At 70.1% G+C, this 6,564-nt stretch carries 6 protein-coding genes; 4 read left to right on the top strand and 2 right to left on the bottom strand.

Annotation, left to right across the window (positions count from 1 at the left end; translation table 11 throughout):
* Nucleotides 1–9: 9 nt before the first annotated feature.
* Complete coding sequence (locus AB0M08_RS36975) at nt 10–828, bottom strand: discoidin domain-containing protein (protein ID WP_364504077.1); 819 nt, start codon at nt 826–828, stop codon at nt 10–12.
* Nucleotides 825–2,366 carry an alkaline phosphatase D family protein gene (locus tag AB0M08_RS36970; RefSeq protein WP_364504074.1) on the bottom strand — a complete coding sequence of 514 codons (1,542 nt, stop codon included), beginning with the start codon at nt 2,364–2,366 and terminating at the stop codon, nt 825–827. Before AB0M08_RS36970 ends, AB0M08_RS36975 begins: the two co-directional genes overlap by 4 nt.
* Nucleotides 2,367–2,493: 127 nt before the next feature.
* Between AB0M08_RS36970 and AB0M08_RS36965 the strand changes: the two genes are divergently transcribed.
* From AB0M08_RS36965 to AB0M08_RS36950, 4 genes are all read left to right on the top strand, one after another.
* Complete coding sequence (locus AB0M08_RS36965) at nt 2,494–3,231, top strand: hypothetical protein (protein WP_364504071.1); 738 nt, start codon at nt 2,494–2,496, stop codon at nt 3,229–3,231.
* Nucleotides 3,232–3,239: 8 nt separating this feature from the next.
* Nucleotides 3,240–3,965, top strand: coding sequence for a hypothetical protein (locus tag AB0M08_RS36960; RefSeq protein WP_364504068.1), 726 nt, complete (start codon nt 3,240–3,242; stop codon nt 3,963–3,965).
* 120 nt (nt 3,966–4,085) lie between these two features.
* Nucleotides 4,086–4,580 carry a hypothetical protein gene (locus AB0M08_RS36955; RefSeq protein ID WP_364504065.1) on the top strand — a complete coding sequence of 165 codons (495 nt, stop codon included), beginning with the start codon at nt 4,086–4,088 and terminating at the stop codon, nt 4,578–4,580.
* A gap of 82 nt (nt 4,581–4,662) precedes the next feature.
* The gene (locus tag AB0M08_RS36950; RefSeq protein WP_364504062.1) at nt 4,663–6,168 is read left to right on the top strand and encodes a GGDEF domain-containing protein; all 1,506 of its coding nucleotides are present in this window, start codon (nt 4,663–4,665) and stop codon (nt 6,166–6,168) included.
* Nucleotides 6,169–6,564: the final 396 nt, after the last annotated feature.

The raw sequence follows: 6,564 nt of genomic DNA, 5'->3' as shown, positions 1-6,564 counted from the left end.
CGGCCGGGGCTAGAAGATGGCGATCTCGGTGACTCGGGTCTGGTCGTTGACGCCGTTGCCGGCCAGGGTCAGGATCCGCAGCGAGCGCGTGGTGACCTTCGGGAATGTCGTGATGTTGAGGGGGGTCGTGCTGTCGCGGACCGTGGCGACCGTCTGCCAGGCCGTGCCGGCCGCGGGGATCTGGATGTCCCAGTCGCGCAGGCCGAAACGGGGGAAGGGGAACTCCACCGTGTTCGCGGCGGTCAGCGACACCCGGGTGATCTGCTGCGGGGTGTCCCAGTCGAAACGGATCCAGTCGGGCCACTGTTTGCCGGTGGCGTCGTTCCAGCCCGTGGTGATGCCGAAGTTCGCCGGGTCGTCGTCGCCGTCGACCGCGCCGCACGGCATCAGGCCGGCGCGGGACGAGGACGCCGTGACGAACGCGGCGCTCCGGGTCAGATCCGGCGACGGCTGCGGGGCGGTGACCGTCACCGGGACCCGGATCCGGTTCGTTCCGGAGACCACGGTGACCTGGTAGTCGCCGGGTGGGGTGCCGTGCACCACGCTGACCGGGAGCGGGACCGTGCGCGTGTAGCCCGCCGGCAGCCACGTGCTGACCAGGCTCCGGGGGAGGTGCAGCTCGGGGGAGGCGGTGATCGACGCGTCGGCGAAGACCGGGGAGGCCGTGTCGTTGGTGAGCGCGAGGCGCAGGTTGTCCCCGTTGCACTGGCCGGTCGAGACGGGCAGCCGTTCGGGGAGCACGGCGATGGGCGTACCGAAAGGAACCGGAACGGGAAGTTGAAGTTGAAGTTGCAGGAGGGCGGCGGTGAGGACGGACGGGACGCTCATGTGTGGACCAGCCCTGGGCGGGTGCGCTCGGTGACGAAGGACGCACGGGTGAGGATCGGGGCGTCGAGGCGGGTCACGTAGGGGACCACGCGGTAGTCGGCCCGCAGCCGCTCGCGGGTCAGCTCGGCGCGCACGTAGCCGCGCTGCGCGTTCGCGAACCGCAGGTGCGGGTTGAAGGCCAGCTGCTGCTCGAGGTTGGGCGTGCTCTCCGAGCCGTCGCCGCCGCTCGAGATGGACGTGCAGACCAGCTCCACGCCGACCGCCGGCGTCCCCGGGCGGGCGAAGTCGACGCGCAGGTCGGCGGCGTAGTTGAAGTGGATGTCGCCGGTCAGCACGACCGTTCCCGGCACCCGGCCCGCGTGCAGGAGAACGGCCCGGCGGTCGGCGGCGTACCCGTCCCACTTGTCCATGTCCATCCGCGCGGCCGGCCCGCCGTAGTGGCACTCGGCCATCATCACCTGCTGGGCTATCAGGTTCCAGTGCGTACCGGAATCGGACATGCCGTCCAGTAGCCAGTCGCGCTGCGCGCGGCCCAGGATCGTCCGGCCGGCGTCGTCGCGCGCGGCGCACCCGGCCCGCAGGTTGTCGCCGCAGGCCTGGTCGCTGCGGTACTGCCGGGTGTCCAGGACGTGCGCGGTGGCCAGGTCCCCGTACCGCAGGCGGCGGTAGAGCAGCGCGTCCGGACCGGCGGGCAGCTGCGGGAGGCGGAGCGGAAGATTCTCCCAGTACGCCCGGTACGCGTTCGCCCGGTGCACCAGGAAGTCCACCGGGTCCACCGGGTACCGGGAGACGCCGGCCGCGTAGTTGTCCTGCACCTCGTGGTCGTCCCAGGTCACCACCCACGGGAACGCGGCGTGCGCGGCCTGCAGGTCCGGATCCGTGTGGTAGAGCGCGTACCGCATCCGGTACAGGTCGAGCGTGTCGGAGGCCAGCGTGTACGTGTCCGGCAGCCGCAGCGAGGTGTCGAACCGGTTCCCGCCGTCCGGGGTGATCGCGCCCTCGTAGATGTAGTCGCCGAGGAAGAAGACCAGGTCCAGGTCCTCGGCCGCCAGGTGCCGGTACGCCGTGAACCACCCGTCCTGGTACGCCTGGCAGGACGCCGCCGCGAACCGGAGCCGCCCCGGCGAGGAGCCCTGTGCCGGCATGGTCCGGGTGCGCCCGGTCGCGCTGACGTGGCCGCCGGTGCGGAACCGGTACCAGTACTCGCGTCCCGGTTCGAGGCCCCGGACGTCGACGTGCACGGAGTGGCCGTACTCGGCGGTGGCGGTGGCCGTACCGGAGCGGATCACCGTCCGGAACCGGTCGTCGCGGGCGAGCTGCCAGGAGACCCTGTGGGACGCGTAGGTCAGCCCGCCCATCGGCTCGAACGGGCTCGGCGCCAGCCGGGTCCAGAGGATCACGCCGTCCGGCAGCGGATCACCGGAGGCGACGCCGAGCGTGAACGGGTAGCGGCGCGGGGCGGCCGCGGCGGGTGCCGGGGCGAGGGCCGCCACGAGGGTGGCGCTTCCGAGGGCGAACAGCCCACGACGGGGCAGCATGGACTCCTCCTGCCGTAACAGGTCGAAAAACCAGGAAACGCCTCACTGGGGTACAAGTTACGCGCCCGGTTGTGCATCCGCTGGGATACCGATGGTTTTCGATATTCGGGCGTCTCACGCTGGGAAGATGCAGCTCACCGACTCCCTGACCCCGGTACCGCGTCCCGACCCGGACGTCCTGCGGCAGGCCGCCGCACACCCGGAGAGCGACCCGGTCTACATCTGGTCCTACCTACTGTCCCGTACGGTCGTCGGCTTCCTCGGCCTGGCGCTGCCGGTCGTGCTGATCCTCGGCGACGTCTTCTTCCTCGCCGGCAGCCCGACCGCGCGCGGCTCACTGAGCGCCTACTACCACTCCGGCATGCGGGACGTCTTCGTCGGCACACTCTGGGTGACCGGCGTGTTCCTGCTCACCTACAAGGTCTTCTCCCGGAACCTGGAGAACCTGCTCAGCTCGCTCGCCGGGATCGCCGCGATCCTGGTGGCGATCTTCCCGACCGGGCTGCCACCCGGGCACGAGAACGAGGCCACCCCACTCCAGCTGCGCCTCGGCGAGACGGCCGTCGAGCGCGTCCACTTCACCGCCGCGTTCGTCTTCATCGGCCTGCTCGCGGTCATCTGCTGCTTCTTCGCCCGGCGGGAGAGCCGGCGGGACGAGGTCGACCCCGGCCGCGAGCACATGTTCGGCTCGTGGTTCTGGGGCCCGTTCCACTACGTCTGCGCCGGCCTCGTCGTGGCGGCCGTGATCTTCATGGCGATCACCCGGCAACTGCTGATCGGGGAGACCGTCGCGATCGTCGCGTTCGGCCTCTCCTGGTTCGCCAAAGGATCGGAACTGCGGACCCTCTATCCCCGCAAGGCATAATCGTTCTCATGACGACCGGGCTCCTCGCAGCGCCGGACGTCCTGGTGCCCTGGGCCTCGGGCGTGCTGCGCGACGCGTTGAGCCGGTCACCGCTGCTCGACGGGCGGCCCTACGAGATCTTCGGGCAGGGTTCCCGGGTCAACGGGACCGCCATCGAGCCGGCCAGCGACATCGACCTGGTGCTGATGCTCACCGCCCCGGGCCGCTGGGAGGACTTCCGCGACGACGTCCGCTCCCTCTTGGGAGAGTCTTTCGACGTACGCACGGGGCGGCGCTGCCTGAACATCGACTCCCTGTACGGCGAGGCGGTCGACGTCCTGGTGGCCACCGAGCACCACGGCCCGGAGCAGGGCGTCTTCTTCCGGGACGCCGAGGGACGGCCAATCGTCAACTTCCCCAAACGGCACACGGTCAACGGGGACGCGAAGGACGGCCGTACCGGGGGGTGGTTCAAGGACGTCATCCGGGCCGCCAAGCGCGCCCGCCCGGCGGGCGACCCGATGCCGTCGTACCTGATCGAATGTCTGCTCTTCAACGTCCCTGACCGGGTCTATCGCGAGCCGGATCCCTACGGCGCCGCCTTCGGCTGGTTACGCCGCTGCTATCGCGATCATCCGGCGGCGTTCGCCGGGCTGCCCTGCCAGAACGGGATCAACCGGCTCTTCGGGGTGGGCCCCGATCAATGGAAGCCCGGCGAGGCTGCAAGAATCATCGAGGTTCTTCACCGTATCTGACGCCCCCTGGACGGTTTCCGCAGCATGACGGCTTCCTCGATGACGGCTCCCTCGGCATGACGGCTCCCTCGGTGACGGCGTCTGCGGCATGACGGCTTCCTCGGTGACGGCTCCTTCGGCATGACGTGGACCAGTGCGCAGACGACGGCGGTGCTCGCGCCGATCATCGCGATCCTCGGTGCGGCGCTGGTCGCGCTGCTGACGTACGGCCTGAACCGCCGCGCCGCCCGCCGGGAGCGCCGCGCGCTGGCGTTCGGCGAGGCGCTCAGCGTGGTCGAGGACTACGCGGAGATGCCGTACCGGATCCGGCGGCGCTCCGGCAGCGCGGACGGGCGGCAGAAGCTCACCGAGGAGGTGAGCCGGATCTACTCGCGGCTCGCGTTCCACCAGGCACTGCTCGACATCGAGGCGCCGGTGGTCGCGTCCGCGTACCGGCACCTGGCGAACGAGGCCAAGGCCGAGGTCGGCGAGCAGATGAAGACGGCCTGGCAGAAGCCGGTCCGCACCACCGACGCCGAGATGAACCTCGAACACCACTACGGCCGAGACCGCGTCGACGCGGCCCGCGACCACTGCGTCGCCACCATGCGCGCTGCCCTCGGCCAGCGGCCGTAGGTGGCGGAATCTCGCCGAGAACAGTCATCTCGCGGACCGGGCGGCCGACAGTGATGCCGACCCGGCCAGCGAGGAGACCGCAGTGCGAGCACGAAGCGCGTTCTACGCGACGACCACGGTCGTCGCGTCGGCGGCCATTGCGGCCGTTCTGGCCGGTGCCGGTCCCGGTGGCCAGGCCAGCCCCGTCCTGAACCATCTCGTCAGCTACGGCATGCTGACCGCCGACGCGCTCGGCCTGGTCTTCGCGGTCCGTACCGTCCGTCGTACCGACCTGGACCAGCGCACCCGCCGCGCCTGGCAGGTGATCACCGCCGCCATCGGGATGCTGACGTCGGTCGCGCTGATCCACACCATCCTGCCCGGCGTCGGCACGATGGGCGACGTGCTGCGCTTCGGCTTCATCGTGGTGATGTTCGCCGGCGTCCTGATGCTCCCGCGCAGCGACGGCGGCCGCCTGGCCCGCCACAAGATCCTGCTCGACGTCGGCACGGTCGTGGTCGGCGCCGCGATGGTGATGTGGCACTACATCGCCGGCCCCGCCCTGCTCTCCAACGCGGCGCCGTCGATGGGCCCGGGCGGCCCGGGTGGTCCCGGTGGCCCCGGCGGCCCGCCCGGTGCCGGCCCGCCCACCCCGTGGATGACCGCGCTGCTCTTCCCTGTCGGGTACACGGTCCTGCTCTTCGGCGTGGTCCTCGCGTTGATGTACAGCACCACCACCGCCTCCCAGCGCCCGATGCGCCTGATCGCCGTCGGTGTCTCCCTCGAGATCGCCGGCAACCTGGCGATGGCGTACCACTCCTCGACGCCCGGCCCGCCGCACGGCATCGGCTGGTCGTTCATCCTGGTCGTCCTGGCACACTTCTCGCTGGCCGCCGCCGCGTTCGAGCAGAGCCGGATCACCACGGTCGCCGCGCGGGTCACCCGTACCCGGTCCGGCATCAGCCTCCTGCCGTACGCCAGCGTTCTGCTCGGCCTGTATCTCCTGGTCAGCTCCACGCTTGAGCAGACCGGCCTGGCCGACCAGCTCGGCATCGTGCTCGGTTCGGTCGCCCTCACCGTCCTGGTGGTCCTGCGCCAGATCGCCGTCCTCCGCGAGAACCGCCAGATGGCCGTCACCGACGCGCTGACCGGCCTGGCCAACCGCGGCCACCTGCACGAGTCCCTCTCCCGAGCCCTGGCCCGCTCCGCTCGCAGCGGCAAGAGCGTCGGCGTCCTCCTGGCCGACCTCAACGGCTTCAAGGAGATCAACGACACCATGGGCCACGCCGCCGGCGACACCATGCTCGTCGAGTTCGGCAAGATGCTCCGCCGCTCGGTCCTCGGCGCCGACGTGGTGGCCCGTCTCGGCGGCGACGAGTTCGTCGTGGTCCTGCACGAGATCGACACCATCGAGAACGCCGAGGCGGTAGTCCGCCGCATCCGCTCCGAGATGGAGATGCCCATCATGATCGGCGACACCCCTGTCCAGCTCCGCTCCGCCATCGGCCTCTCCCTGGCCACCCCGGGCGACACCGACGTGGACGCGGTCCTCCGCCGCGCCGACGAGTCCATGTACACCAACAAGCAACTGCTCAAGTCCGCCCGATGATCAGCCATTCCGCATCGGCATGACAAGCGCGAGTAGCCAGTTTGCCGCGCCGAGCGGAAGCGAGTACCTTCGGCCTCACCGATGGTACTCCTGACGGTCGGAAGGTTTACTTTGCAGAATTGATGCACGGCTTCCACCGGGGCTGTGAAGAATTGCCAACATTTCCCCATGGATGTTGCCTTGATGGCATTCACTGCATCGCGATCCTCACCAAGGCTACTGCTGTCTCTTCCTCGCTTATCGTTTTCACGGCGATCGTCGCCGTCGGCGCTACCGGATGTATTCAGTGGCAAGCCGACCCGCACCACAGGCGCTCCGGCGCCGAGGAGCGGAAGCGGTGCGGCAGCCGCTGCACTTTCCGCCCGACTCGACCTTGGCGGGCCGCACGGAGAATCC

Origin of the sequence: Actinoplanes sp. NPDC051851, from assembly GCF_040681165.1 — a bacterium.
In the GTDB taxonomy this organism is placed as follows: Bacteria; Actinomycetota; Actinomycetes; order Mycobacteriales; family Micromonosporaceae; genus Actinoplanes.
This window is presented reverse-complemented; position numbering and strand designations above follow the sequence as displayed.

Bases quoted from the DNA above. Each gene is read 5' to 3' on its own strand.
- AB0M08_RS36975 (WP_364504077.1), bottom strand. From the start codon at position 828: ATGAGCGTCCCGTCCGTCCTCACCGCCGCCCTCCTGCAACTTCAACTT.
- AB0M08_RS36965 (WP_364504071.1), top strand. From the start codon at position 2,494: ATGCAGCTCACCGACTCCCTGACCCCGGTACCGCGTCCCGACCCGGAC.
- AB0M08_RS36955 (WP_364504065.1), top strand. From the start codon at position 4,086: ATGACGTGGACCAGTGCGCAGACGACGGCGGTGCTCGCGCCGATCATC.
- AB0M08_RS36970 (WP_364504074.1), bottom strand. From the start codon at position 2,366: ATGCTGCCCCGTCGTGGGCTGTTCGCCCTCGGAAGCGCCACCCTCGTG.
- AB0M08_RS36960 (WP_364504068.1), top strand. From the start codon at position 3,240: ATGACGACCGGGCTCCTCGCAGCGCCGGACGTCCTGGTGCCCTGGGCC.